The following is a 25713-nucleotide window of genomic DNA, read 5'->3' as shown; positions in this document are numbered from 1 at the left end:
TCATTCATGCAGTCGGCGGCGCCTGACCTTTCGTGCCGCTGCTGCGTCGTGGGCGCAGGCCCGGCCGGGCTCGCCCTCGCGCTGCTGCTCGCCCGCGCCGGCCTCGAGACGATCGTCGTCGAGAAGCACGCCGATTTCCTGCGCGACTTCCGCGGCGACACCATCCATCCCTCGACGCTCGAGGCGCTGAACGACCTCGGCCTCTACGACGCCTTCCTGCGCCGTCCGCATCAGGAGATGCGGACGATGTCCGCCCGCTTCGGCGACGAGACGTTCGCGCTCGCCGACTTCGCCCGCCTGCCGACGCGGGCGAAATTCGTCGCCTTCGCGCCGCAGTGGCATTTCCTCGACTTCCTGGCCGAGGCGGCGGGGCGCTATCCGCAGTTTCGCCTCCTGCGCTCGACCGCGGCGGTCGATCTTCTGACCGAGGGCGCGCGCGTCGCCGGCGTCGCGGTCGAGGGCGAGAGCGGACGCTTTTCGATCCGCGCCGACCTCACCTTCGGCTGCGACGGCCGCCATTCGGTCCTGCGCGAGCGGGCCGGGCTTTCGCCGCAGGTCCTCGGCGCGCCGATGGACGTCCTGTGGTTCCGCCTGCCGCGCGAGGGGGACGAGAAAGCCGACGCGTTCCTGCGCTTTTCGCCCGGCCGCGTCCTCATCCCGATCGACCGCGGCGATTACTGGCAATGCGCCTTCGTCATCCCCAAGGGATCGGCCGACGCGCTCAAGGCGCGCGGGCTCGCGGCGCTCGTCGAGACGATCGCCCCGCTCGCGCCTTTCCCGCGCGCGCGGTTCGAGGCGCTGCAAAGCGTCGACGACTTCAAGCTCCTGTCCGTCGCCGTCGACCGGCTGCCGCTCTGGCACAAGCCCGGCCTCCTCTTCCTCGGCGACGCCGCGCACGCCATGTCGCCGATCGGCGGCGTCGGGATCAACCTTGCGATCCAGGACGCGATCGCCGCGGCCAACCTGCTCAGCCAGCCGCTGACGAGCCAGCCCCGGCCGCCGCGCGACTGCCTCGCCAGGGTGCAGGCGCGGCGCGAATTTGCGGCGAAGGCGACGCAGGCCGCGCAGGTCGCGATCCAGAACCATGTCGTCGCCCCGACGCTTCGCGGCGAAAAGGTCGAGGCGCCGTGGCCGCTGCGGCTCGTCGGCGCCGTCCCCGCCCTGCGCCTTCTCGTCGGACGCATGATCGGCCTCGGCGTGCGGCCCGAGCGGGTGCGCTCGCCCGCGGCGGCGCCGATCGTCCGGGCGCCCCTCGGCCCAGGTTAAGGCGACGCCGCCATAATGTCGGCGCAAGCGGCGGTCAGCATTCAAGGCGTGAGCTTGGCCGCTGGACGGGCGGTCATGCGCCGCTTTTTTGCAACGCTGCGAAAAAAAATCGCGCGCGCCGGCGGTCCGCGTCGTTTCGGCGCGGCGCCCGCTTTCGAGTTTCGCTAAACTTTTCTGCGATGCTCTGGTGAGACAGGCGCGCCCGACCGCGGCGCGGCTTCCATGAAGGCGAGGCGGCGGCGCGCGAGGCCGCAGCTTCACAGCAGGCGTCGAGGATCATGAACCGCGAAACGTCGTCCACGACCCCGCCGCGCCCCGTCGCCAGCCGCCCGCGGGCCGCCCGCGTCCTCGCCGCCCTCCTCGGCCTTGTCGGCGCGCTCGGCTTCGGCGCGCCGCGCGCGGCGGCCGCCCCCACCCTGCTCATGGACATGCCGAGCGGCATGGTGCTCTATGAGGACGACGCGACGCGGCCATGGTTTCCCGCCTCGCTCACCAAGATGATGACCGTCTATGTGGCGCTGAAGGCGGTGCGGGACGGGCGCATGTCCTTGCAGACGCCGCTGCGCGTCACGGCGCGGGCGGCCGCCATGCCGCCGTCCAAGATGGGCTTCCGGCCGGGGACGATGGTCTCCCTCGACACGGCGCTCAAGATCTTGATGGTGAAGTCGGCGAACGACGTCTCGGTGACCGTCGCCGAGGGCGTCTCGGGCTCCGTCGAGGCCTTCGCCGACGAGATGAACGCCGCCGCCGCCTCGCTCGGCATGCGCAGCTCGCATTTCGCCAATCCGAACGGCCTGCCGAACCCGCAGCATTATTCGTCGGCGCGCGACATGGCGCTTCTCGCCCGCGCGCTCTACCTGACCTTTCCCGAGCAGGCCGGGCTGTTCAGCATCGGCGCCCTGGAGCTCGGCGGCAAGGTGATGAACAACCACAACAATCTGCTCGGCCGCTATCCGGGGACGGACGGCATGAAGACCGGCTTCACCTGCGCCGCCGGCTTCAACGTGGCGGCGACGGCGACGCAGGGCGGGCGCAAGCTCATCACCGTCGTGCTCGGCGCCCCGACCGTGGCGCTGCGCACCGTGCGGGCGGCGGCGCTGTTCGACCGCGGCTTCGCCGGCGTCGACCGGCCGATGGCGCCGATCTCCGCCCTGCCGGCGCAGGGGGGCGCGCCGCCCGACATCGGCGCCTCGGTGTGCCGCAACCGCGGACCGGCGATGGCCGCCTACGCCGCCGAGAACGAGCGGCTGATCGCCCCGCTCGAGGCCGCCTCGGCGCAGGCCTTCGCCTCGCAGCAGAGCTACTCCTATTATGACGCGAGCGCGCTCTCGCGCCTGTCGCCCATGGCGACCCGCATCGCGCTCGTGCCGCGCCCCAATTTCGACCCGGTGTCGATCCGCGTCGCCGGCTACGCCGGGACGGAGTCGGCCGGCTCCGAGGCCGAGGACGACGCGCCGGCCGCCGCGCCGACGATCGCGCCGAGGCCGGCGGCGAAGGCGCAGCCCGCCGTCAAGGCCAGGGCGGCCGCGAAGTCCCATGCCCATGCGCATGCGAGGCCCGTCCCGCCGGCGAGGGCGCTCGCCGCCAAGACCAAGGTCGTCGCCGACGACGAGGACGACGACGCGCCGAAGGCGAAGGGCCAGGGAAAACACGGCGCCAGGCACGCGGCCAAGCCGGCCAGGGCGGCCGCGCACAAGGCCGAGCCGGCGCAAGGCAAGCACGCCGCCAAGCCCGCCAAGGGCAAGCCGGCCGAAGCCAAGGCGGACGCCAAGCCGACGAAAGCGGCGCAGGCCGGGCGCAAGTCCCAGGCCACGGCCGTCCAGTGAGCGGCGAGGCCGCGGGGAAGGAGACGGCGGCCGCGCGGGCGCAGGAGCCCGCGCCCGACGATCCGTTGCGCCGGCGCCCGCCCGCGCCGATCCCGCTCGCCGTCGTCACGGGCTTCCTCGGCGCCGGCAAGAGCACGCTGCTCAACGTCCTGCTGCGCGACCCGGCGCTCGCCGGGACCCTCGTCGTCGTCAACGAATTCGGCGAGATCGGGCTCGACCATCTGTTCATAGAAAGCGCCGGCGAGAACCTCCTGACGATGAGCTCGGGGTGCCTGTGCTGCTCGATCCGCGGCGACCTCGTGACGACGCTCGAGGACGCGCTGCGGCGGCGCGACAACGGCCGCTGCCCGCCCTTCGACCGCGTGGTGATCGAGACGACGGGGCTCGCCGATCCGGCGCCGGTGCTGCACACGGTGATGAGCCACCCCTATCTCGTGCTGCGCTTCCGGCTCGAGGGCGTGGTCACGCTCGTCGACGCCGTCAACGGCGCGGCGACGCTCGACGCGCATGAGGAGGCGGTGAAGCAGGCGGCCATGGCGGACCGTCTCGTGGTGTCGAAGACCGACCTTCTTTCCGGCGAGGCGGGCGCGCGCGCCCGCGCCGAGCTCGTCGCGCGCCTGCGGCGGCTCAATCCCGGAGCGCCGATCCTCGACGCGGCCGCCGGCGAGGCGAGCGTCGAAGCGCTGCTCAACGCCGGGCTGTACGATCCCTCCACCAAGACCCTCGAAGCGCGCCGCTGGCTCAACGCCGAGGCTTTTTCGCACGAACACGAACACGAGCATGGGCATGATCACGAGCGCGGGCACGCCCATTCCCATGACGTGAACCGGCACGACGACCGCATCCGCGCCTTCTGCCTGCGCGCTCAGGCGCCCATCGAGCCCGCCGCCTTCGACCTGTTCGTCGAGCTTCTGCGCAGCGCGCACGGCCCCGGCCTTTTGCGGGTCAAGGGTATCGTGGCGCTCGCCGACGATCCCGAGCGGCCGATCGTGGTCCATGGCGTGCAGCACGTCTTCCATCCGCCGGCGCGCCTGCCGGCCTGGCCCGACGCCGACCATTCGACGCGAATGGTGTTCATCCTCAAGGACATAGAGCCGGAATTCGTCGAAGGCCTGTGGCGCGCCCTGGCCGGCGCGCCCGCGCCCGACCGGGCGGACGCCGACGCCCTCCTCAACAATCCGCTGGCGCCGAGGAAAACCGGCCTGCTCGGCTAATTCCGCGCCCGCGCGAACTTTCGCGAGCCACGGCCGTTCTCCATCGCGAGGAATCGGGACAGGGAATGGCCGAGGGCCAGCGCATCGACAAGTGGCTGTGGTTCGCGCGCGTGACGAAAACGCGCAGCCTCGCCGCCCGGCTCGTCGCCGACGGCCACGTGCGCGTCAACGCCCGCCGCGTCGAGGCGCCGGCCAAGCCGGTCGCGCCCGGCGACGTGCTGGTCGTTTCGCTCGAGCGGCAGGTGCGCGTCCTGAAGGTTCTGCGCCTCGGCGAGCGGCGCGGCCCCTATTGCGAAGCGAGGTCTCTCTTCGAGGATATCGGCGAGCGCCCGCCGGCCGGCGCCTGAGGCGCGACGTGGCCTGCGACGGCGCGATCCTTGATTATCATCGGCAAAGGCGCTAGAGCCGGCTTCGCCGGACCGGACCGGCCCTCTCTTGAGCCCGCGACCGCGCGGCGCGGTCCGGCGGACGCCCGCCTTTGGACGCGGCGCGCCGATTTTCCCTTGAAGAGCTCAGCGCCGGCGCGGCTCAGAGCCGCGCATTTCCTGACGGGCGATCTCGAGAAGCCCGCAGGCTGCGGGCGGCGTCCGCGAAGGAGCAGGTGATGGCCTACGTCGTCCTCGAGAACTGCATCAAGTGCAAATACATGGATTGCGTCGAAGTCTGCCCGGTCGACTGTTTCTATGAAGGCGAGAACATGCTCGTCATCCACCCCGACGAGTGCATCGACTGCGGCGTCTGCGAGCCCGAATGCCCCGCCGAGGCGATCAAGCCCGACACCGAGCCGGGGCTCGAGCAATGGATCAAGCTCAACGCCGAGATGGCCTCCTCCTGGCCGAACGTCACCGTAAAGCGCGAAGCCATGCCCGACGCCAAGAAGTTCGACGGACAGCCTGGCAAGTTCGCCGAATTCTTCTCTCCCGCCCCTGGCCGCGGCGACTGAAGTCGCCGACGACAAAAATGTGAAGCCGCCGACGCGGCGCCAGCGCTCGCAGCGCGGCTTTTTCGTGTGTTTACGGGGCTTTTTCCGGTCGCGCAGCCTGTTTCTTGTCTATCGCGGCGCCGCGCCGGCGGTGGACAGGCATGCGCGCGCCGCGGGAATGCTTTGATTCTTTTGAAGCTCCATGATATATAAACTGGACGCAGGTTGTTGGGTTCGGGATCGACTTTCGTCACTCTTCGCGTTTCGGCGCTGTTCCAGGTCGAAGCGTGACGTTGCGAATTAGTTCCGTCAGCAGGAGCTTTCGGACCGCAGCGTTTGATTCTCGTCTCCTTGCGCCCGTTTGAGGGCTTTCGCGAATGGCCTGTCGCCATCGTCGCGAATTTTCGTCGGCGGCGAACTCCCCGGTTCGACGCCGAAATGATCGTTCCGTCTCCAACGCGGAGCAAACCAGGGAGCGCCGATGAGGTCCGCCACCAAGACCGTTCCGTCAGCGAGGGCGGAGTCCGCCGCAGTTGAGCGCGCCGCCCGCAGCCGCGGGCCTGACGTCGAAGCGCAGGACGTTCCGCCGGGGCCGGCGTCCGCCTCGGACGTTTTATCTTCTTCGCCGGACGACGCGCCCTGCGCGCGATGCAGCTCCAGCCAAACGGCGGCGCCGGGCCGCCCCGAGGCGTCGTCCAGTTTCGCCCCGGAGACAAACGAGCAGGCCAGAGTGACAAAGAAAGTCGAGAAGAAAGCGGCCGTCGACGCGGCGGACCTCGTTTCCCGCGGCGCCGGCCAGAAGCCGCTGGCCGCGCGCGCGGCCGAGAAGCCGTCGGTCAAACCCGCCAAGCCTTCCGGCGCGCGTCAGGGATTCAAGCCGAGCGAGTTCATCGTCTATCCGGCCCACGGCGTCGGCCAGATCCTCGCCATCGAGGAGCAGGAAGTCGCCGGCTTCAAGCTCGAACTGTTCGTCATCAGCTTCGTCAAGGACAAGATGATCCTGAAGGTGCCGACGCCCAAGGTCGCGAGCGTCGGCATGCGCAAGCTCGCCGAAGCCGACGTCGTGCGCAAGGCGCTCGACACGCTCGCCGGCCGGGCCCGCGTCAAGCGCACGATGTGGTCGCGCCGCGCTCAGGAATATGAGGCGAAGATCAATTCGGGCGACCTCATCTCCATCGCCGAAGTCGTGCGCGACCTCTATCGCTCCGACTCGCAGCCCGAGCAGTCCTATTCCGAGCGCCAGCTCTACGAAGCCGCGCTCGACCGCATGGCGCGCGAGGTGGTCGTGGTGCAGAAGCTCACCGAGACCGAGTCGCTGAAGCTTATCGAGGCGCAGCTTCAGAAAGGGCCGCGGCGCGGCAAGGCCGAGGAGGCCGACGTCGAAGAGGCCGACGCCGAGATCGAGGAAGCCGCCTGAGCGGTTCCGCCGGACGACTCCAAAAAAGCCCGGCGACCGCACCGCCGGGCTTTTTCGTCGCCGCGCCGGGCGTCGGGCCGCCCTTGAAACGCTCTGGCGCGCCGCCATATCCCGTTGACGCGTCGGCCTCTTCGGGCCTGCGCAATTGCTTCGGCGCACGGCTTTCCGCCGACGCGGACGAGGTTTCCAGAGAGCTTCGCCGATGTCGCGCGGTTCGGGGTCGCACAGCCTGTTCGTGCTCGGCTTCAAATCCGTCGAGCGCCGCCCCCCGCATGCGGGAAGGTCGGGCTCCGACGGTTATCCGCCCTATGACATCGAGCGGATTCCCGCGGCCGACGGCGCGCCCGAGCGGCTGCGCGTCACGCTCGCGGTCGCCGGCTTTCCGGCGGAGCGGCTCGAGATCGTCGAGTTCGTGGGACAGCTCGTCGTGCGCGGGCGCCAGAAGGAGGACCGCGCGGGCGAAGACGCGCGAGAGCATTTGCATCGCGGCATCGCCGCGCGTCAGTTCCAGCGCGTGTTCCTTCTGGGCGAGGCGATGCGCGTCAGCAAGGCGCTGCTTGAGCGTGGCCTGCTGTCGATCGAACTTTCGCCCGGAATGGATGCGCGGACCGGCCCGGACCTGGCGCCGGCGCGAGAAGGAGACATGACATGACGCCAGTCGACGACGGCGAAGCCCCGCTGACCCGGGACGAGCTCGCGCAGCTCTGCGGCGGCCGCGTCGCCTATCTGAAGCCGATGCGCTCGGAGGAGGTCAACCGCCTGTTTCGGGAGGCGCCGGCGATGCGGCCGGGCCTCAGCCTGTTCGCGCTGCTGGCCGCCGACGGCTCGCCGATCGCGCTGACGCAATCGCGCGACGCGGCGTTCGCCAACGCCCGCGAGAACGAACTCGAGATGGCGAGCCTCCATTGAGCGCGCCGGCGAAGCTTTTCCAGGAACCTTCTCCCGCAAGGCCACGTTCGACGGACGCGCCGGCGAGCCGGCGAATTCGCCAGGGAGGAGTTCATGGGACGCAGTTTGATTCTGTGGCTGGTCGGGGTGCCGATTCCGATCATCATCCTGCTCTGGCTGTTCGTTTTCCGCTGACCGCGCCGCGGGGGCGCCGATGAGCGCCTCGCCGCCCCCGCCCGACTCCCCCGAGGCCGCGCCCTATGACGCTCTGGGCGAGGCGAAGCGCATCCTGCGCGAGGCGCGCGCCGCCTCGCTCGCCACGCTGACGCAGGACGGCTCCCCCTTCGCGAGCCTCGTCAATTTCGCCGCCGCGCCCGACGGCTCGCCGATCCTGCTCATGTCGCGGCTCGCCGCGCACACCCGCCATCTCGAACGCGATCCGCGGCTTTCGCTTCTCCTCGCCGAGAGCGGCGCCGGCGACCCGCTCGCCCATGCCCGCCTCACTCTGGCCGGCGGCGCGCGACGCGTGGAAGGGGACGAGCGCGCCGTCCTGCGCGCGCGCTTCCTCGCCCGCCATCCCCGCTCGGCGCTCTACGCCGATTTCACCGACTTCTCCTTCTGGAGCGTGAGCCTCAAGAGCGCCCATCTCAACGGCGGCTTCGCCCGCGCGGCCAATTTCGCCGCGGCGGCGCTGCTTACGTCGCTCGAAGGCGCGCAGGCGCTCCTTGCGGCCGAGCCGGGCGCGCTCGCGCATATGAACGCCGACCACGCCGACGCGCTCGAGCTTTACGCGCACGTCTTCGCCGGACGTTCGGGAGCCGGCTGGACCGCCGTCGGGATCGATCCCGAAGGGATCGACCTCGCCCGCGGCGACGAGAGCGCGCGGGTGGCGTTTCCACGCCTCGCGCGCGATTCCGGCGAGCTTCGCGCCATTCTCGTCGAGCTCGCGCAGGCGGCGCGCTCTGGAAAGGCCACGCAGAAATGACGGGCATGACGCCAAGCGTCGCGCAAGCTCATGATAAGTATCGCGGCAGGAAATAAAGTTTACAAATAGCACAGGCCGCCACATGAACCAAATGGGCGAAGTCGTCAGCCGGCGATGCGAGTAAACTCCGCCGGGCGCGTCCCGCGCATCGCGCCGCGGCGCAGTAACTCGACGTCCATATAGCCAAAATGGCGGATGCCGCGTTGCAGCGCAAACGCGTAAGCTACCCTATGCCAGCCGTCCCGCGCAGGGACGCGGGCCTCGCCGGAGCTGCGGCCCCGACCATTTGGCGGAGAGACAATGTCCAAATACATCGGTGTGTTCAATCCCTCCTTCACGGCCGACGCCTTCGGCCTCGTGGCGGCGGGGACGGTCTATTACAATCTCGAGGCGCCGCAGCTCTACGAAGAAGCCATCCGCCGTGGCGAGGCGCGCATCGCGAAATTCGGACCGCTCGTCGCCGACACCGGCGCGCACACCGGCCGTTCGCCCAAGGACAAGTTCATCGTCCGCGACGCGCTCACGCAGAACGACATCTGGTGGGACAACAGCGCCCCGCTCTCGCCGGAGCATTTCGACGTCCTGCATGAGGACATGCTGGCGCACGCCGTCGGCCGGGACCTGTTCGCCCAGGACCTCTACGGCGGCGCGGAGCCCGCGAACCGCGTCAAGGTCCGGGTCCTCACCGAATACGCCTGGCACTCGCTGTTCATCCGCAACCTGCTGATCCGCCCGACGAGCGAGGAGGCGAAGGCCTTTTCCGCCGACCTCACCATCCTCGACCTGCCTTCCTTCAAGGCCGACCCGGCGCGGCACGGCTGCCGCACGGAGACGGTCATCGCCATCGACTTCACGCGCAAGATCGTGCTCATCGGCGGCACGAGCTACGCCGGCGAGATCAAGAAGTCGGTGTTCAGCTATCTGAACTTCGTGCTGCCGGCCAAGGGCGTGATGCCGATGCACTGCTCGGCCAACGTCAGCAAGGAAGGCGCCTCGACGCTGTTCTTCGGCCTTTCCGGCACCGGCAAGACCACGCTTTCGGCCGACGCCTCGCGCACGCTCGTCGGCGACGACGAGCACGGCTGGAGCCCCGAGGGAATCTTCAATTTCGAGGGCGGCTGCTACGCCAAGGCGATCAAGCTCTCCAAGGAGGCCGAGCCCGAGATCTACTCCACGACCGAGCGCTTCGGCTCGATCATGGAGAACGTCGCGCTCGACGAGGCGACCCGCGCGCCCGACTTCGACGACGCCTCGAGGACCGAGAACACGCGCATCGCCTACCCGCTCTACTTCATCCCGAACGCCTCGGAGACGGGCCGCGCCGGCCATCCGACGAACGTCGTGATGCTGACCTGCGACGCCTTCGGCGTGCTGCCGCCGATCGCCAGGCTCGATCCGGCGCAGGCGATGTACCACTTCCTCTCCGGCTACACCGCCAAGGTCGCCGGCACCGAGAAGGGCGTGACGGAGCCGCAGGCGACGTTCTCGACCTGCTTCGGCGCGCCCTTCATGTCGCGTCATCCGAGCGTCTACGGCAATCTGCTGCGCGACCTCGTGCACAAGCACGGGGCCAATTGCTGGCTCGTCAACACCGGCTGGACCGGCGGCAAGTACGGCGTCGGCCGGCGCATGCCGATCAAGGCGACCAGAGCCCTGCTCGCGGCGGCGCTCGACGGCTCGCTCGCCAAGGCGGCGTTCCGCACCGACCCGTTCTTCGGCCTCGCCACGCCGATGGCCGTTCCGGGCGTCGAGTCGGCGATCCTGAACCCGGTCGACACCTGGGCCTCGCGCGAAGAGTTCAACGCGCAGGCGGCCAGGCTCGTCGCCATGTTCCGCGAGAACTTCGTGAAATTCGCCTCGCATGTCGATCCGGAGATCATGAAGGCGCAACCGGCCGCCGCCGCCGCTTAGCCCTTCCGCCGGCCGACTGAAAGCCGCCCTTCGGGGCGGCTTTTCTTGCGCGGTCGGCGCGCTAAAATCGAAGCGCCTTCGCCTCCCTGACGCCGGGAAGCTCGCGCACCGCGGCGAGCACGCTCTCGGGCGTCTCGCCGTCGATCTCGACGAGCGCGATCGACGAGCCGCCCTCGCGGTCGCGGCCGAGCGCGAAGGTCGCGATGTTGACGCCGGCGTCGCCGAGCAGGCTGGCGAAGCGGCCGATGAAGCCCGGCCTGTCCTCATTGGTCACATAGATCATCGAGGGGCCGATGGCGGCGTCGACCTTGATGCCGTTCACGCTGACGATGCGCGGGCGCCCGTCGTTGAACGCCGCGCCGCTGACGCAGCGGCTCGCCCCTCCCGCCTCGACGCAGAGCGAGACGACCGAATCGAAGTCGCTCTGCGCCGCCCGCGTCACCTCGTCGATGACGACGCCGAGCTCGCGCGCGACGAGCGGCGCCGAAACGACGTTGACGTTGGCGAGCAGCGGGCGCAGCAGCGCGGCGATCATCGAGGCGGAAAGCGCCTTGATCTTGAGGTCGGCGACCTCCCCTTCGTAGGTGATCGACACCTTGTCGATGTTCGAATCGATCAACTGGCCGACGAACGAGCCGAGCCGGTCGGCGAGCGCGATGAACGGCTTGAGCTTTCCGGCCTCCTCGGCGGTGATCGAGGGGAAGTTGACGGCGTTGGAGATCGCGTCGCGCGTCAGGTAGTCCGACATCTGCTCGGCGATCTGCAGCGCGACGTTCTCCTGCGCCTCCTTGGTCGAGGCGCCGAGATGCGGCGTCACCACGACGGACGGATGGCGGCGCAGCGCCGCCTCGGCGGGCTGCTCCTTTTCGGCGAGGTCGATCGCCGCTCCCGCGACATGGCCGGAATCGAGCAGGGCGAGCAGCGCCTCCTCGTCGATGAGCGCGGCGCGGCAGGAGTTGACGATCATCACGCCGGGCTTCGTCCGGGCGAGCTTCTCGCCGGACAGGATGTTCTTGGTGTGCGGGGTCACCGGCGTATGAAGCGAGATGAAGTCGGCGCGGGCGAGCAGCTCGTCGAGGTCGACCTTCTCGACGCCGAGATCGAAGGCGCGTTCGGGCGACAGGAACGGATCATAGGCGATGACCCGCATCCTGAGGCCGACGGCGCGGTCGGCGACGATCGAGCCGACGGCGCCGCAGCCGATGAGGCCGAGCGTCTTGCCGGTGATCTCGACGCCGAGGAAGCGCGTCTTCTCGAACTTGCCGGAGCGCGTCGAGGCGTCGGCGGCCGGAATGCGGCGCGCCAGCGCGAACATCAGGGCGACGGCGTGCTCGGCGGTGGTGATGGAGTTGCCGAACGGCGTGTTCATCACGATCACGCCGCGCGCAGTGGCCGCGCCGAGGTCGATGTTGTCGACGCTGGTGCCGGCGCGGCCGATCACCTTGAGCCTGCCGGCGCGCTCGAGCAGCTTCGCGGTGACTTTCGCGCCGGAGCGAACGACGAGTCCTTCATAAGCGCCGACGCGCTCGGCGAGCGCGACCCGGTCGCGGCCGAGCTCGGGCGCGTAATCGGCCACGACGCCGCGCCCGGCGAAGACGTCGAGGGCGGCGGGGGACAGCGGTTCGGCGATCAGGACGCGCGGCGCCAAGCGGATGCGGGCTCCAGGCCTTGAAGCTTCAACGCCCGGGCGGGGCTTCGCCTCTTCTATGGAGGGCCGCGGCGCTGCGCGCAAGGGGCGCGCGGCTCAGGCGCGCGGCCTGAAAAAACGACGGGCGCCGTCGCGCGACGGCGCCCGCGAAAGAGTCGGAAAGGCGGCGCGTCAGGCCGCTTCCGCAAACATTTCGTCCTTGACCCGCGCGTAGGCGTGGTCGAGCCAGCGGGTGAGGCATTCGAGGTCGGCGGCGTCGACGGTCGCGCCGCACCAGATGCGCAGACCCGGCGGCGCGTCGCGATAGGAGCTGACGTCGAAGCCCGCGCCCTCCTCCTCGAGCAGGCTCACCATTTCGGCCGCGAAGGCCGCCTCCGCCACGCGCCCGCCGCGCGCAACCTCGGGATCGACGACCTTGAGGCACGCCGAGGTCGTCGAGCGAATCGCCGGATCGGCGGCGAGGAAGGCGACCCACGGCGTGCGCTCGACCCAGTCGGCGAGGACGCGGGCGTTGGCCTCGACGCGGGCGCAAAGCGCCGACAGGCCGCCGATCGACTTCGCCCAGTCCAGCGCGTCGAGATAATCCTCGACGCAGAGCATCGACGGCGTGTTGATCGTCTCGCCCTCGAACACCGCTTCGAGGATGCGGCCCTTCTCGGCGAGGCGATAGAGCTTCGGCACCGGCCAGCTCGGGATGTGCGTCTCGAGCCGCTCGGCCGCGCGCGGCCCGAGGACCAGCATGCCGTGGCTCGCCTCGCCGCCCAGCACCTTCTGCCAGGAGTAGGTGACGACGTCGAGCTTGTCCCAGTCGAGCCTGGTCGCGAACGCCGCCGAGGTGGCGTCGCAGATGGTCAGGCCCTTGCGGTCGGCCGGAATGACGTCGGCCGAAGGAACGCACACGCCCGAGGTGGTGCCGTTCCAGGCGAAGATCACGTCATTGTCGAAATCGACGGTCGCAAGATCGACGATCTCGCCGTAGTCGGCGACGCGGGCGCTGGCCTGCGGCAGGCGCAGCTGCTCCATGAGGTCGATCGCCCAGTGCTCGCTGAACGCCTCCCAGGCGATCGCTTCGACCGGACGCGGGCCGAGCAGCGACCACATGGCCGCCTCGACCGCGCCGGTGTCGCCGCCCGGAACGATGGCGATGCGGTGCGTCGCGGGAATTTCGAGGATTTCGCGGGTGAGGTCGATCGCGCGGCGGAGCTTGGCCCGATTGCCGGAGGCGCGGTGCGAACGTCCGGGGTTATAGCCGGAGATCGCTTCGAAGCTCCAGCCCGGCCGCTTCGACGCCGGGCCGCACGAAAAAAAAGGCCTCGCCGGCTTCCCGGCGGGGGTCGCATTGGTCATTTTCCGTCATCCTTCCAGATGTCCGCCCTTCGTTGGGGAAGGGTGTCCCACTTATCTGGATAGGGTGAAACGCCGTCGCGGTCAAGGCGCGGTTCGCCGCAGGCTGCGCGCGCGGCGGCGCCTTCCGGCCGATTCGCGCAGTCCGCGCGGCGGAAATGTTCGATTTCGCGCGAATTTGCCGCGCCGGGCCGCGCGCGGGCGTCCGATCGGCCGCCGTCGTCCGTCTTGCGCCGCCCTGCGCTCGTCATATAGTCCGGCGAAGTCCTCGCCTGTTTATGAGACGCCTTTTCCGGAGATCCCATGGCGCAGCAAAAGAACGACGTAAAGAAAGTGGTCCTCGCCTATTCGGGAGGCCTCGACACGTCGATCATCCTGAAATGGCTCGAGACGACCTATGGCTGCGAGGTCGTGACCTTCACCGCCGACCTCGGCCAGGGCGAGGAGATCGAGCCGGCGCGCCAGAAGGCGATCCTGCTCGGGGTGAAGCCGGAGAACGTGTTCATCGAGGACCTGCGCGAGGAGTTCGTGCGCGACTACGTCTTCCCGATGTTCCGCGCCAACGCCCAATATGAGGGGCTCTATCTGCTCGGCACCTCGATCGCCCGTCCGCTGATCGCCAAGAAGCAGATCGAGATCGCGAAAAAGACCGGCGCCGACGCCGTCTGCCATGGCGCGACCGGCAAGGGCAACGACCAGGTGCGCTTCGAGCTGTCCTATTACGCGCTCGACCCGGAGATCAAGGTGATCGCGCCGTGGCGCGAATGGGATCTCGCCTCGCGCACGCAGCTCATCGACTTCGCCGAGAAGCACCAGATCCCGATCGCGCGGGACAAGCGCGGCGATGCGCCCTTCTCGGTCGACGCCAACCTGCTGCACTCCTCCTCCGAGGGCAAGGTGCTGGAGGACCCGGCGCAGGAGACGCCCGGCTATGTCTATTCGCGCACGATCGACCCGGAGGACGCCCCCGACAAGCCGACCTATGTCGAGATCGACTTCGAGAAGGGCGATCCGGTCGCGGTCGACGGGCAGGCGCTGTCGCCCGCGAGCCTGCTCGCGCGGCTCAACGAGCTCGGCCGGGCGAACGGGGTGGGACGGCTCGACCTCGTCGAGAACCGCTTCGTCGGCATGAAGTCGCGCGGCATGTACGAGACGCCCGGCGGGACGATCCTTTACGTCGCCCATCGCGGGATCGAATCGATCACGCTCGACCGCGGCGCGGCCCATCTCAAGGACGAGCTCGCGCCGAAATACGCCGAGCTGATCTACAACGGCTTCTGGTTCTCGCCCGAGCGCGAAATGCTGCAGGCGCTGATCGACAAGAGCCAGGAGCTCGTGACCGGCCGGGTCCGCGTCAAGGTCTATAAGGGGTCGGCCTTCGTCGTCGGACGTTCGAGCCCCTATTCGCTCTATGACCAGGAGCTCGTCACCTTCGAGGAAGGTGCCGTCGCCTACGACCACCGCGACGCGGCCGGCTTCATCAAGCTCAACGCCCTGCGGCTGCGCACGCTCGGCAAGCGCGCGCGCAAGATCGCCGGCTGAGACTTTTTCGCTCATGCGTCGTTCATCGCGACGCGCGCATTCTCTTCCGCGATCTGGTGTGGAGACCTTTCATGCAGCAAAGCCCCGACCGTCTTCGGTTGCTTGCGGCGCTCGCCGCCCTGACGATCGCGCAGGGCGCGGCGGCGGCCCCCGCGCTCGATCCGGCGGTGCCGTCGGTCGCCGCGCAGTCGGCGCCTTTCGCCGACGCGCAGTTCTTCTTCGGCGGACGCCAGTTCTGCTGGTATCCTGTCGGCTGGAACGGCCCCGGCTGGTACTGGTGCGGCTATCCCTGGACGAACGGCGTCGGCTGGGGCGGCCCGGTCGGCTGGCGCGGCTGGGGCACGCCGCCGCCTCCGCCCGGCGGGTGGCGGCCACCGCCGCCCGGCTGGCGGCAGGGGCCGGGACCGGGCGGGCCGGGCTGGAACGGACGTCCTCCGCCGGGAGGCGGGCCGGGCTGGAATGGACGTCCGCCGGGGGGTGGGCCGGGCTGGCATGGCCATCCGCCGGGAGGCGGCCCGGGCATGCGGCCGCCGGGCGGCCATCCCGGCGGACGTCCGCCGGGAGGCCATCCGGGCGGCGGCCGTCCGGGCGGCGGTCCGCATGGCGGCGGCCACCATCGTTAGGCCAACGCCCGCCCGCGGGAGCGCTCCGTGCCCCTGTTGACCTCCGCCCTTGCGGCTCTCACCTTGTTTTCCGGCGCCGGCGCGACGGCGCCGGCGATGGTCGAGGCCGTCCAGTACTATCGCGACGGCCAGCGCCAGTGCTGGTATCCGAACGACCTCGACGGGCCGGGCTGGCGCCCGTGCGGCTACAACTGGCGCCGCGACGCCGGCCCGCGCGCGAGCCCGCCGACGCCGGCGCAGCGCGGCCAGCCCTATGGGACGCCGCAGACCTGGGGCGGGCGCCAATGGGGTCCCGGATACGGCCCGGTTAAGCCGCCAGCTCCCCCGCGCGGCGGCCCGCGGCCGCCGAGGCCGCCGAGCGTCCCCGCGCCGGTCTGGCGCACGCCCGACCCGGGCCCTCCGGGGCCGATCTCCTCGCGCACGCCGGGCGCGGTCAATTCGCGCGTGGATTCGCGAATCGACAGCCGCGCGCGCTGACCTCACTCCAGCGCGTCGACGACCCCGTCGATCAGATTGACGCCGAGGAGACGCGCCGTCGTCGCCTTGCGCGTCAGCGGACGCAGGAACGACGGCGCGGCGGCGATCTCCTCGAGCAGCGTCCGGCGCGCGGCGAGCGCCTCCTCGAGCGTGGCGCGCGCGAAGCGCGCCGTCTCTCCCGGACGCAGCTGGGCGAGGCGGCCGAGGTCGGCGAAGATCACATGGCCGAGCTTGGGATAGCCGCCGGTCGGCTGGCGGTCGGCCGTCAGAACGAGCGGCTGGCCGTCGCCGGCGATCTGCACGGCGCCTTGCGCGAGGCCGTCGGAGACGATGTTGAAGCCGCGCGCATGTTCGATCGCCGGGCCGCGGAAGGCGTAGGCCATGCGGTCGGCGCGCGGCGTCAGCTCATAGACGCCGGAGAAGAACGTCTCCAGCGCGGCGGGCGAAAAATAATCGTCCTGCGGCCCCGGCAGCACGCGGATCGGCGCGCGTGAGCCGGGCGCGAGGAAAGGCGCGGCGAGCTCCGCCTCGTCGAGCGCGGGCTGATCCTCCAGAACCTCCAGCGCGTCGCCGGCGCGCAGCATCCGCCCGTCGAGCCCGCCGAGGCTCGAGCGCAGATGCGTCGCGCGCGAGCCGAGCGCGAGGGGAACGTCGAAGCCGCCCGCGACGCCGAGATAGCTCCAGGCGCCGGACGCGCCCGGACGCGCCGAGAGAACCTCGCCCTCGCGCAACGTCAGCCGCGCGGCGGCGGGCGGCGTCTCCCCGCCACGGCGCCAGTCGAAGGCCCCGCCAGCGTAGGCGAGCGTAAGGGCGCCGCCCTCGGCGGCGACGGAGAGGCCGCCGAGGGCGATCTCGATCGCCGCGTCGCGCGGACCGCCGCCGAGCATGGCGGCGACGGCGGCATAGGCGGAAAAATCCATCGGGCCCGCCGGCGTCACGCCAAATCGCTGGAAACCGAAGCGCCCGGCGTCCTGGATCGTCGCCCCCGGCCCCGCCGCGACGATCCTGAGCCGCGCCATTCAGCCGCCCGCCGGACTGAGGCCGGCGCGCCGGGCGGACAGATCGGCGAAGCGGGCGGCGTCGACCGGCTCGAAGACGATCTCGTCGCCGATCCGCGCCTGCGCCATGGGCTCGCGCGCCGGATCGAACAGGACGGACGGCGTGCGGCCGATCATGCGCCAGCCGGTCGGCATCGACACGCTGGCGATCAGCGCCTGGCCGCCGGCGATGAGCAGGGCGCCGGGCGGGACGGGCGGGCGCGGCGTCGGCCGGCGCGAGATATCGAGCGCCGCCGGCAGGCCGCCGAGGAACAGATAGCCCGGCGCGAAGCCGTACATGTAGACGCGGTAGCGCGCGCCCGCGTGCAGCGCGGCGACCTGCCCGCGCGTCAGGCCCAGCGCCTGCGCGACCTCGGCCGTATCCTCGTCGAAGGGCGGATCGTAGCAGGCGGGAACGCGCCAGCGCCGCGCCGCCGGCGCTTCGCCGGGATGCGCGGCGAGGGCGAGCAGGCGACGCGACAGCCCGGCGAAGGAGACGACCCCGGGGTCGTAATGCACGGTCAGCGAGCGATAGGTCGGGACCGCCTCGACGACGCCTGCGAGATCGGCCGCGGCGAGCGCCGCGTCGAGCGCGCCGACGCGGGCGTTGAGCGCCGGGTCGATCGTCTCGCCGAACTCGACGGTGAGCGCGCCCTCCCCGGCCATGAGCACGCGCGGCGCCTCCGCGCTCATGACGGGCGCGCGAAGGGCGCGATCTCGACGCCGCCCGCCTCGAGCGCCGCGCGCAGCGTCCGCGCCGCCTGCGCCGCGCCGGGATGGTCGCCGTGCAGACAGATCGAATCGGCCTTCAGCGGCAGGCGCCCGCCGGAAAGCGAAACGACCTCGCCCTCGCGCGCCATGGCGAGCGCGCGCGCGGCGATCTCGTGCGGGTCGGTCAGCACCGCGCCCGGCGCGCCGCGCGGCGCGATGAGGCCGTCGTCGCCATAGGCGCGGTCGGCGAAGGCCTCGCAGGCGACCTCGAGCCCAGCGGCGCGGGCCTCATGTTCGAGCGGGCAGCCGGCGACGGCGAGGAAAGCGAGGCTCCCGTCGACGGCGCGCACGGCGCGGGCGAGCGCGCGGGCGACGTCCTTTTCGACCATGGCGAGATTGCTTAGCGCGCCGTGCGGCTTGACGTAGGCGACGCGCGTCCCGACCAGCGCCGCCACCGCCTGCGCCGCGCCGATCTGATAGGCGAGAAGGCGCTCGATCTCGACGAGGGCGAAGCGCTGCGGCCGCCGGCCGAAGCCCCAAAGGTCCGGGTAGCCCGGATGCGCCCCGACGACGACGCCTTTTCGCGCGGCGCCGGCGAAGACCCGCGCCATGATCTGCGGATCGCCGGCGTGGAAGCCGCAGGCGACGCTGGCGCTCGTGACCACGTCGAGCATCGCCTCGTCGTCGCCCATGGCGTAGGGGCCGAAGCCCTCGCCGCAATCGCAGTTCAGGTCGATTTTCGCGCTCATGCTCCCGCCCGGCCGGCGCGCGGCCTATTTCGGCGGCGGCGCGCGGCCCTTGAGCTGCTGGTCGATCAGCATGTTGGCGATGGTCATGCGCCGCGCCGCCTGATTGCGCAAGGCCGGCGCGAAACGGTCGGGGTGGTTCTTCTTGGCGAAGTCGCGGCGGATGCGGCGCAGGTCGCCGATGGCGAGGTTGGAGGTGAGGCCGAGCTCGCGGGCGATGGCCGCGTCCTCGTCGAGAGGAGCGGGCGGAGGGGCGGCCGGCGGCGTGGACGCGGCTTCCGGCCCCTGCCGGCGCCGGCGGCCGAGCGTCGCGGCGAAGCTGGCGATGAGGCGGCGCATCGCGTGGACCGGATTGGGCGCGCGGCGCGCGCGCGCCGACGGCCCGCCGTCGGCCGGCTTCGCGCCCGCGTCCTGCGCGCTCTTCGCGTCCGGCGCGGCGTCCTCGGGCGGCCCTTCGACGTCGGCGAAAGAGGCGCGGGACGCCGTGGACGAAGGGCGCGCCTCGTTCGGCGAGGCGGCGTCGCGCGGCCCTGCTTCGGCGGCTCGGGCGGCCTGCGCGGCGCGGGCGCGCGCCTGCGCGGACGCGAGCCAGGACGTGTCGATCGCGGGACCGGACTTTTCGGGCGCGGCCCGCCCGGCGGGCGCCTCGGGGCGCGGACGCGCGGAGCCCGCGCGCGGGGCGGCCGGGCGCGGCTCCGGTTCGGCGCGCGCGGACGTCTGGCCTTCGAGCCCCGCGAGAATGTCGCCGAACGCCGGAGCGCCGGCCTTTCTCGTCCGGTTCATGCCGCGAACTCCCTTGATGAGCCTTGTGCAGCGGCGAGTCTCGCCCGGGCGCGGTTTAATTTGCGTTAAGCATGATGCGTCGATTGCGGCGGCTGAAGCGCTGACGCTTCTAACGAAACCTTCATTTGAAGCGCGCCGGCCATACCTCTAGAGCCGACTCGTCCGCTGCGGCGTTCCGATGGGCCGACCTTTCGGCGCCCGGAGCGGACGGCGCCATCGTCACTGGAGCAAGACACCAATGCGCCTGCCAATTCTAGCCGCCGCGACGCTCGCCTGCAGCGTTTCGCTCGCCGCCTTCGGCGCCTCGGCCGAGGACCGTCCCCCGCCGCCGCCGCCCGGCAAGCCCGGCGAGCCGCCGCGCCCGCCCCGCCTGTCGCCGGCCGACCGCGAAGCGCTGTTCGACGCCCGCGTCGCCGCCCTGCACGTCGGCCTCAAGCTGACGCCCGATCAGGAGAAGCTCTGGCCGCCGGTCGAGAACGCACTGCGCGCCGCCGCCAAGGCGGCCGCGGAGCGCCGCGAGAAGATGCGCGCGGATCGTCCCTCCGACATGATCGGCTGGCTGAGGTTCGCCGGCGAGAGCGCCGTGGCCCGCGGCGAGGCGCTGAAGGCGCTCGCCGACGCCGCCGCGCCGCTCGACAAATCGCTGAGCGAGGACCAGAAGCGCCGCCTGCCGCTGCTGCTGCATAGCGTTCGTCCGTTCGGGCCGGGGATGGGCCCGATGCGTTCGCATCACATGATGGGGATGGGGATGGGGATGGGATCGGAGCGCCCCGGTCCCGCCGAGGCCGGCCCCGCCGGCGCGCCGCCGCCTCCCCCGCCGCCGCCCGCTGACGACGACGACGACTAGCAGCAGGCGCGCCTGCTGCTGTTCACGACGTTCCTGGACGGCGCGCCCGCGCGCCGTCCAGGCGAATTCAGGCCGGAAGGTTGAGGGCGGCGGCGACGTCGCCGAGCGTCGCCTTCTCGGCCTCGCTCACCGTGACGCCTCCGAAGCCGAGGAAGCCGCCCTCGGAGGCGGATTCGGCCACGCGCTGGGCGACGCTCCGCAGCCAGGCCTTGAAGCCGGGCGCATCGCCCGGCGCCTTGGCGTCGACGAGCGCGCCGACGGCGCGAAGCGCGGCGATCGCCGCGTCGCGGATGTCGGCCGGCGCAGTCTTTCCGGCGACCGCCGCCGCCAGCGCCTCGCGCGCCTGCGAGCGCTCGCCGCCATCCTCGAACGCCGTCGCCACGGCCTTCTCAAGCTCGCCGGCGGAGGCGTCCTTGCGCGCGTCGAGCAGCGCCTTGCCGCTCGCAAACCCCTCCTTCAGCATGCCGAACAGGCCGCTCGGCTCGGCGCAGGTGACCGCGACGCCTGCGAGCAGCGGCGCCGACAGCACCTTCGCCCATTCCGCATCGGTGAAATCAGACTTTCCCGCCATATTCGTTTCTCCCCGTCGCTCCGGGCGTCGTCGCGCCTTCGGCTTCATCGTTCGGCGCGCAGCGGCACGAGCATGCGCAGCGTGAAGCCGTCCGGATCATAGACGACGTTCACCTCGGCGCCGATCTGCTGCGACAGCACGCGCTTCAGAAGCATCGAGCCGAATCCCTCCCGGCGCGGCGGCTCGACCTGCGGCCCGTCGCTCTCGCGCCACTCCCAGCGCAAGGCGGCGCCCGAGGGGACGTCGGCGAGGCTCCATTCGACGTCGAGCCGCCCCTCGTGCGCGGCGAGCGCGCCGTACTTCACGGCGTTGGTCGTCAGCTCATGAACGGCCATCCCGAGCGGCACGGCGATCTGCGAGGAGAGCTCGACCGGCGGACCCTTGAGGGTCACGCGGCCGCAATCCTCGCCGGCGTAAAGGTCGAGCTCCTGATGCAGCAGATGCTCGAAGGACACGCACTGGTCGAGCTCCTCGGTCATGATGGCGTGCGTCTTGGCGAGCGAGGCGATGCGCCCGGCGAACGCCTCCTGGAACTCCTCGATCGTCGTCGAGGTCCGCGCCGTCGTGTTCATGACTCCCTGCACGGTCGCCAGCGTGTTGCGCACGCGATGGTGCAGCTCGCGGATGAGCAGCGCCTGCCGCTGCTCCGCGCGCACGATCTCGGTCGAGTCCGAGCCCTCGATGAAGACCGACGACACCGCTCCCGCCTCGTCGCGCACCGGCTGGCAGATGATGTCGAGGAAGCGCTCGACGAGCTCGCCTTCGGCGTTCTCCACGAGGACGCGCATCTTGCGGCCGGCGAAGGCCTCGCCGTCCCGGATGATGTTTTCGAGTAGCTCGTAATAGCCCTGCCCCGCGAGCTCGGGCAGCGCGTCGCGCAGCCGCCGCCCGACGGGATCGCGCCCGCCGATGAGGGCGAGGCAGTTCGCGTTGGCCGATTCGAACACGAGCTCCGGGCCGCGCAGGACGCACATGAAATTGCTCGCCTGCATGAACACCCGGTTGAGATGCTGGGTGGCGGCGAGCAGCGTCTGGTTCAGCGCCTGGATCATCTCGATCCGCCGCCCCGGCGTCTCCTCGCGCGGCGCGGGCTCGCCGAGGCCCGAGATGTCCTGCGTGGTCTGCATGATCCAGGCGACCCGCCCGTCGCCTGAAAGGATCGGCACATGGGCGCAGCTCCAGCGGCGCGGCTCGAGCCCGCCCTTGGCGCCCGCGATCGGGTGGTCGAGCATCGGCAGGGCGTCGACGACGCCCTTCTCGCGCACACGCTCGAAGGAGGCGCGCAAGGCTTCCCCCGCCGCGCCGTCGGAGGGAAAGACGTCGAACAGTTTGCGCCCGACGAGTCCCTCGCGCGCCCGCCCGGCGACGTCGAGACAGGCGTCGTTGGCGGCCAGAATATTGAAATCGGGGTCCATCACCATGGTCGGCGTCGGCAGGCGGTTGAAGACAGCCTCGAAATCCATGTGATCGACCAGTCTCGTTCCAATCCGCCGCAACGCATCCGCGCGTCGATCCGGTCGCCATCTCTTCGAAGGTCGCGCCCGCACTACGACATAAAAGGCGAGACCACAAGAACTCGGCGTCCGTCCTGCGCTCTTTCGATGGTTAGATGGCGCGAATATTCACACGAACGCGCAACCGGCTCGACGATCAACTGCGCCGCTGCGGCTCATTACAAAAAAGCTGGGACTCCGTGGAACGAAGCTTTCGCCGTAACTGGCAACGCTGCTCGCTTGTTTTGGTTGCAGCGATCGCCGCGACGGCGCTGGCGTTCGAGTCCCCTTTACGCCATCCTGCCGCTCCCTGTCTCCACCGGATAGAGCCCATGCCACCATCCGAGCGGCCCGTCGCGGCGGGAGACCACGTGTTTCTCGTCGACGGCTCCTCGTTCGTCTTTCGCGCCTACTTCCAGTCGATCCGGCAGGACGCGAAATACAACTACCGCTCGGACGGCCTGCCGACCGGCGCCGTGCGGCTGTTCTGCGTCAAGCTCCTGCAGTTCGCGCGCGAGGGCGCGGCGGGCGTGAAGCCGACGCATCTCGCGATCATCTTCGACAAGTCCGAGAACTCCTTCCGCAAGGAGCTCTATCCGCCCTACAAGGCGAACCGTTCGGAGCCGCCCGAGGACCTCGTCCCGCAGTTTCCCCTGATGCGCGCGGCCGTGCGCGCTTTCGGCCTCGTCCCCATCGAGCAGGACCGCTACGAGGCCGACGACCTCATCGCCGCCTACGCGCGGCAGGCGCGCGAGCGGGGCGCGGACGTGACCATCATCTCCGCCGACAAGGATTTGATGCAGCTCGTGCGGCCGGGCGTCTCGATGTACGACCCGGCGCAGGGCGAGTCGGGGGCGAAGGGCTCGCGCGCCGAGCGGCGCATCGGCGTCGCCGAGGTCGAGGACTATTTCGGCGCGCCGCCGGAGAAGGTCGTCGACGTCCAGGCGCTCGCCGGCGATTCGACCGACAACATCCCCGGCGCGCGCGGGATCGGCCTCAAGACCGCGGCCCAGCTCATCGGCGAATACGGCGGCCTCGACGCGCTGCTCGCGCGCGCCGGGGAGATCAGGCAGCCGAAGCGGCGCGAAATCCTCACCGACCCCGAGAGCGTCAAGCTGATCCTCCTCTCGCGCGAGCTCGTGCGCCTCGTCGACGACCTGCCGCTCGAGACGCCGCTCGACGACCTGCGCTTCGCTCAGCCGGACGGGGCGGCGCTCGTCGCCTTCTTCAAGGCCATGGAGTTCACGACCATCACCCGCCGCGCCGCGGAGATCTTCGAGGTCGACGCGGCCGAGATCGAGCCCGACCCCGACTACGCCGGGCCAAGGGGCTGGCGCGGGCGCGGCGGCGTCTTCCTCAAGCCCGAGGCCGTGGCGGCGCCGCCGCCGCCTGAAGGGCCGTCGGAGGCCCCGGCGCCAGGCGGCCCGAAGCGCAACGCCCGCTACGGCGCGCAGGCCGCGCCCGAGGCGATCGCGACCGGCCCCGGCGCCCTCGCGGCGGCGCGCCTCGCCGCGGCGAAGACACAGAGCTTCGACGTCAAGGCCTACGAGACGATCTCGAGCCTCGAGCGCCTCGACGCCTGGATCGCCGAAGGTTTCTCGGCCGGCCTCGTCGCCGTCGACACGGAGACCTCCTCGCTCGACGCGATGGAGGCCGAGCTCGTCGGCGTCTCGCTCGCCCTCGCTCCCGGCCGCGCCGCCTATGTCCCGCTGCGCCACAGGAGCGGGCCGGGCGGCGACCTGTTCGAAGGCGACGCGCTGCTCGCCGGCCAGCTCGACGAGGGCGCGGCGCTCGCCCGCCTGAAGCCGCTGCTCGAGGCGCCGGACGTGCTCAAGATCGCGCATAACGCGAAATTCGACGCCCTCGTCCTCGCCCAGCGCGGGATCGAGCTCGCCCCGTTCGACGACACGCTGCTGATGTCCTACGTGCTCGACGCCGGCCGCAGCGACCATGGCATGGACGTGCTGAGCGAGAAGTACTTCGGCCACAAGCCGATCCAGTTCGGCGAGGTGGCGGGCTCTGGACGCAGCTTCATCGGCTTCGCGCGCGTTCCCATCGACAAGGCGAGCGAATATTCGTCCGAGGATTCCGACGTCGCGCTACGCCTCCATCGCGTCCTTACGGCCCGTCTGCCGGCCGAAGCCATGGCGACCGTCTACGAGACGCTGGAGCGCCCGCTCGCGCCCGTCCTCATGCGCATGGAGCGGCGCGGCGTCATGATCGACCGCGCCATCCTCTCGCGGCTCTCCGGCGAGTTCGCGCAGGACATGGCGCGGCTCGAGGCGCAGATCTTCGAGACGGCGGGCGAGAGCTTCAACCTCGGCTCGCCAAAGCAGCTCGGCGACATCCTGTTCGGCAGGATGGGCCTGCCCGGCGCGAAGAAGACGGCGACGGGCGCATGGTCGACGGCGGCGAGCGTGCTCGACGACCTCGCCGCCGAGGGCAACGCGTTCGCGCGGCTGATCCTCGACTGGCGCCAGCTCGCCAAGTTGAAGTCGACCTACACCGACGCCCTGCCCACCTACGTCAACGCGCGCACGGGGCGCGTGCACACCTCCTACGCGCTGGCGGCGACGACCACCGGGCGGCTTTCCTCCTCCGAGCCCAATCTGCAGAACATTCCCGTCCGCAACGAGGCGGGGCGGAAGATCCGCCGCGCCTTCGTCGCCCCGCAAGGACGCAAGCTGATCTCCGCCGACTACAGCCAGATCGAATTGCGCCTGCTCGCCCATATCGCCGACATCGCGCAGCTGAAGCAGGCCTTCGCGGAAGGGCTCGACATCCACGCCATGACGGCGTCGGAGATGTTCGGCGTCCCCATCGCCGGCATGCCGTCCGAAATCCGCCGGCGCGCCAAGGCGATCAACTTCGGCATCGTCTACGGCATTTCGGCGTTCGGCCTCGCCAACCAGCTCTCCATCCCGCGCGAGGAGGCGGGAGCGTACATCAAGCGCTATTTCGAGCGCTTCCCCGGCATCCGCGCCTATGTCGAGGAGACGAAGAAATTCGCCCGCGAGAAGGGCTATGTGGCGACGATCTTCGGGCGCAAGTGCCATTATCCGCGCATATCGGCCTCGAACCCCTCCGAGCGCGCCTTCAACGAGCGCGCCGCCGTCAACGCGCCGATCCAGGGCTCGGCGGCCGACATCATCCGCCGCGCCATGGTCCGCATGGACGACGCGCTGGAGGCGGCCGGCCTTTGCGCGCAGATGCTGCTGCAGGTGCATGACGAGCTGGTGTTCGAGGCGCCCGACGCCGAGGTCGAGGCGACCATGGAGATCGCGCGCAAGGTGATGTGCGAGGCGACCGAGCCGGCGCTGAAGCTCACGGTCCCGCTGCAGGTCGAGGCGCGGGCGGCGCAAAACTGGGACGAGGCGCATTGAGGCCGCAGCGCTTGATCGAGATCAAGGCCGGCGCGCGAGATCGGAGGTTCGATGGCGGCTTGCGGCTTTTCGGCCGCCC

General features: G+C 70.7%; 23 protein-coding genes. 15 read left to right on the top strand and 8 right to left on the bottom strand.

Annotated features, from left to right (window positions below):
- Positions 1-6: 6 nt before the first annotated feature.
- From ACE3OG_RS00695 to ACE3OG_RS00650, 10 genes are all read left to right on the top strand, one after another.
- Positions 7-1266, top strand: coding sequence for an FAD-dependent oxidoreductase (locus ACE3OG_RS00695; protein ID WP_374305085.1), 1260 nt, complete (start codon positions 7-9; stop codon positions 1264-1266).
- Between the two features lie 278 nt (positions 1267-1544).
- Positions 1545-3092: a D-alanyl-D-alanine carboxypeptidase family protein gene (locus ACE3OG_RS00690; protein ID WP_374305083.1), complete on the top strand. Its 1548-nt coding sequence runs from the start codon at positions 1545-1547 to the stop codon at positions 3090-3092.
- Entirely contained in the window at positions 3089-4306 is a 1218-nt protein-coding gene (locus ACE3OG_RS00685; RefSeq protein WP_374305081.1) for a GTP-binding protein, read from the top strand. Before ACE3OG_RS00690 ends, ACE3OG_RS00685 begins: the two co-directional genes overlap by 4 nt.
- A gap of 65 nt (positions 4307-4371) precedes the next feature.
- Positions 4372-4653 carry an RNA-binding S4 domain-containing protein gene (locus tag ACE3OG_RS00680; RefSeq protein ID WP_374305079.1) on the top strand — a complete coding sequence of 94 codons (282 nt, stop codon included), beginning with the start codon at positions 4372-4374 and terminating at the stop codon, positions 4651-4653.
- Positions 4654-4910: 257 nt separating this feature from the next.
- A complete protein-coding gene (gene fdxA / locus ACE3OG_RS00675; RefSeq protein ID WP_374305078.1) occupies positions 4911-5249 on the top strand; it encodes a ferredoxin FdxA in 339 nt (112 codons plus the stop codon).
- A gap of 709 nt (positions 5250-5958) precedes the next feature.
- Positions 5959-6645: a CarD family transcriptional regulator gene (locus ACE3OG_RS00670; protein WP_374305076.1), complete on the top strand. Its 687-nt coding sequence runs from the start codon at positions 5959-5961 to the stop codon at positions 6643-6645.
- A 202-nt stretch (positions 6646-6847) separates the two neighbouring features.
- The gene (locus tag ACE3OG_RS00665) at positions 6848-7297 is read left to right on the top strand and encodes an Hsp20 family protein (RefSeq protein ID WP_374305074.1); all 450 of its coding nucleotides are present in this window, start codon (positions 6848-6850) and stop codon (positions 7295-7297) included.
- Positions 7294-7554, top strand: coding sequence for a DUF1150 family protein (locus ACE3OG_RS00660; protein WP_374305072.1), 261 nt, complete (start codon positions 7294-7296; stop codon positions 7552-7554). Before ACE3OG_RS00665 ends, ACE3OG_RS00660 begins: the two co-directional genes overlap by 4 nt.
- Before the next feature lie 193 nt (positions 7555-7747).
- Positions 7748-8518, top strand: coding sequence for a HugZ family protein (locus tag ACE3OG_RS00655; protein WP_374305070.1), 771 nt, complete (start codon positions 7748-7750; stop codon positions 8516-8518).
- Positions 8519-8818: 300 nt separating this feature from the next.
- Positions 8819-10429, top strand: a complete 1611-nt coding sequence (locus ACE3OG_RS00650) for a phosphoenolpyruvate carboxykinase (RefSeq protein WP_374305068.1) — start codon at positions 8819-8821, stop codon at positions 10427-10429.
- Positions 10430-10490: 61 nt separating this feature from the next.
- Here the strand turns inward: ACE3OG_RS00650 and serA are convergent, their stop codons facing one another.
- Positions 10491-12077 (bottom strand): phosphoglycerate dehydrogenase, encoded by a 1587-nt coding sequence (gene serA / locus ACE3OG_RS00645; protein WP_374305066.1) that lies wholly within the window; start codon positions 12075-12077, stop codon positions 10491-10493.
- Positions 12078-12248: 171 nt separating this feature from the next.
- The gene (locus tag ACE3OG_RS00640; protein ID WP_374305064.1) at positions 12249-13424 is read right to left on the bottom strand and encodes a phosphoserine transaminase; all 1176 of its coding nucleotides are present in this window, start codon (positions 13422-13424) and stop codon (positions 12249-12251) included.
- 300 nt (positions 13425-13724) lie between these two features.
- Here ACE3OG_RS00640 and ACE3OG_RS00635 point away from each other — a divergent pair, with 300 nt between their 5' ends.
- The 3 genes from ACE3OG_RS00635 (at position 13725) to ACE3OG_RS00625 (ending at position 16063) form a co-directional block, all read left to right on the top strand.
- Entirely contained in the window at positions 13725-14963 is a 1239-nt protein-coding gene (locus ACE3OG_RS00635) for an argininosuccinate synthase (RefSeq protein ID WP_374305062.1), read from the top strand.
- Positions 14964-15034: 71 nt separating this feature from the next.
- A complete protein-coding gene (locus ACE3OG_RS00630; protein WP_374305060.1) occupies positions 15035-15586 on the top strand; it encodes a hypothetical protein in 552 nt (183 codons plus the stop codon).
- A gap of 27 nt (positions 15587-15613) precedes the next feature.
- A complete protein-coding gene (locus tag ACE3OG_RS00625) occupies positions 15614-16063 on the top strand; it encodes a hypothetical protein (protein ID WP_374305058.1) in 450 nt (149 codons plus the stop codon).
- A gap of 2 nt (positions 16064-16065) precedes the next feature.
- On the opposite strand, the gene ACE3OG_RS00620 is transcribed toward ACE3OG_RS00625, so the two are convergent.
- Genes ACE3OG_RS00620 through ACE3OG_RS00605 form a run of 4 tightly spaced genes read right to left on the bottom strand, consistent with a single transcriptional unit; the run spans position 16066 to position 19340 of the window.
- Positions 16066-17082 (bottom strand): biotin-dependent carboxyltransferase family protein, encoded by a 1017-nt coding sequence (locus ACE3OG_RS00620; protein ID WP_374305056.1) that lies wholly within the window; start codon positions 17080-17082, stop codon positions 16066-16068.
- Positions 17083-17793 carry an allophanate hydrolase subunit 1 gene (locus ACE3OG_RS00615; protein WP_374305054.1) on the bottom strand — a complete coding sequence of 237 codons (711 nt, stop codon included), beginning with the start codon at positions 17791-17793 and terminating at the stop codon, positions 17083-17085.
- Positions 17790-18560, bottom strand: a complete 771-nt coding sequence (locus tag ACE3OG_RS00610; protein WP_374305052.1) for a LamB/YcsF family protein — start codon at positions 18558-18560, stop codon at positions 17790-17792. The genes ACE3OG_RS00615 and ACE3OG_RS00610 overlap by 4 nt, the downstream gene beginning before the upstream one ends.
- 24 nt (positions 18561-18584) lie before the next feature.
- Positions 18585-19340, bottom strand: coding sequence for a hypothetical protein (locus ACE3OG_RS00605; protein ID WP_374305050.1), 756 nt, complete (start codon positions 19338-19340; stop codon positions 18585-18587).
- A 238-nt stretch (positions 19341-19578) separates the two neighbouring features.
- Here ACE3OG_RS00605 and ACE3OG_RS00600 point away from each other — a divergent pair, with 238 nt between their 5' ends.
- Entirely contained in the window at positions 19579-20187 is a 609-nt protein-coding gene (locus tag ACE3OG_RS00600; RefSeq protein WP_374305048.1) for a Spy/CpxP family protein refolding chaperone, read from the top strand.
- A gap of 67 nt (positions 20188-20254) precedes the next feature.
- Here the strand turns inward: ACE3OG_RS00600 and ACE3OG_RS00595 are convergent, their stop codons facing one another.
- Together ACE3OG_RS00595 and ACE3OG_RS00590 are read right to left on the bottom strand one after the other, a co-directional pair.
- Positions 20255-20758: a hypothetical protein gene (locus ACE3OG_RS00595; RefSeq protein WP_374305046.1), complete on the bottom strand. Its 504-nt coding sequence runs from the start codon at positions 20756-20758 to the stop codon at positions 20255-20257.
- Between the two features lie 44 nt (positions 20759-20802).
- Positions 20803-22221, bottom strand: a complete 1419-nt coding sequence (locus ACE3OG_RS00590; RefSeq protein ID WP_374305044.1) for a sensor histidine kinase — start codon at positions 22219-22221, stop codon at positions 20803-20805.
- A gap of 362 nt (positions 22222-22583) precedes the next feature.
- On the opposite strand from ACE3OG_RS00590, the gene polA reads away from it, so the two are divergent.
- Positions 22584-25634, top strand: coding sequence for a DNA polymerase I (polA, locus tag ACE3OG_RS00585; protein WP_374305042.1), 3051 nt, complete (start codon positions 22584-22586; stop codon positions 25632-25634).
- Positions 25635-25713 lie beyond the last annotated feature (79 nt).

Source organism: Methylocella sp. (genome assembly GCF_041905455.1).
GTDB lineage: Bacteria > Pseudomonadota > Alphaproteobacteria > Rhizobiales > Beijerinckiaceae > Methylocapsa.
The sequence above is the reverse complement of the archived record's forward strand: the minus strand, read 5'-3'. Positions and strand labels throughout refer to the sequence as shown.